At 74.1% G+C, this 301-nt stretch carries 1 protein-coding gene; it reads left to right on the top strand.

Features of this window, described 5'->3' with window-relative positions:
- A partial coding sequence (locus tag E5162_RS14655) for a GspH/FimT family protein (protein ID WP_135945980.1) occupies nt 1–301 on the top strand: 301 nt, incomplete at both ends.

Here is a 301-nt window from a genome sequence, read left to right as displayed (position 1 = left end):
GCCTGCTGGCACGCTTCCTCGAGGCCCGGGAAACGGCATTGGTCACCGGGACGCTGGTCGGCTTCGCGCCCGACACCGATGCGGGCGGCTATCGCTTCGTGACCTATCGCGGCGGGCGCTGGCAGGACCTGCCCGATCACCCGGCGCTCGCGCCGCGCAGCCTCGCCGACAGCGTGCGCATCACCCTGGACGGTCCCGCCGCGCGCAGTGCCTCGGGCCGCGGCGAGGCCGACGACGACCCGGCCCCGCGCCTGTGGTTCGACCCGACCGGGCTCGACATGCCCTTCACGATCCTGCTGCA

The organism is Marinicauda pacifica (assembly GCF_004793635.1).
In the GTDB taxonomy this organism is placed as follows: Bacteria; Pseudomonadota; Alphaproteobacteria; order Caulobacterales; family Maricaulaceae; genus Marinicauda; species Marinicauda pacifica.
This window is presented reverse-complemented; position numbering and strand designations above follow the sequence as displayed.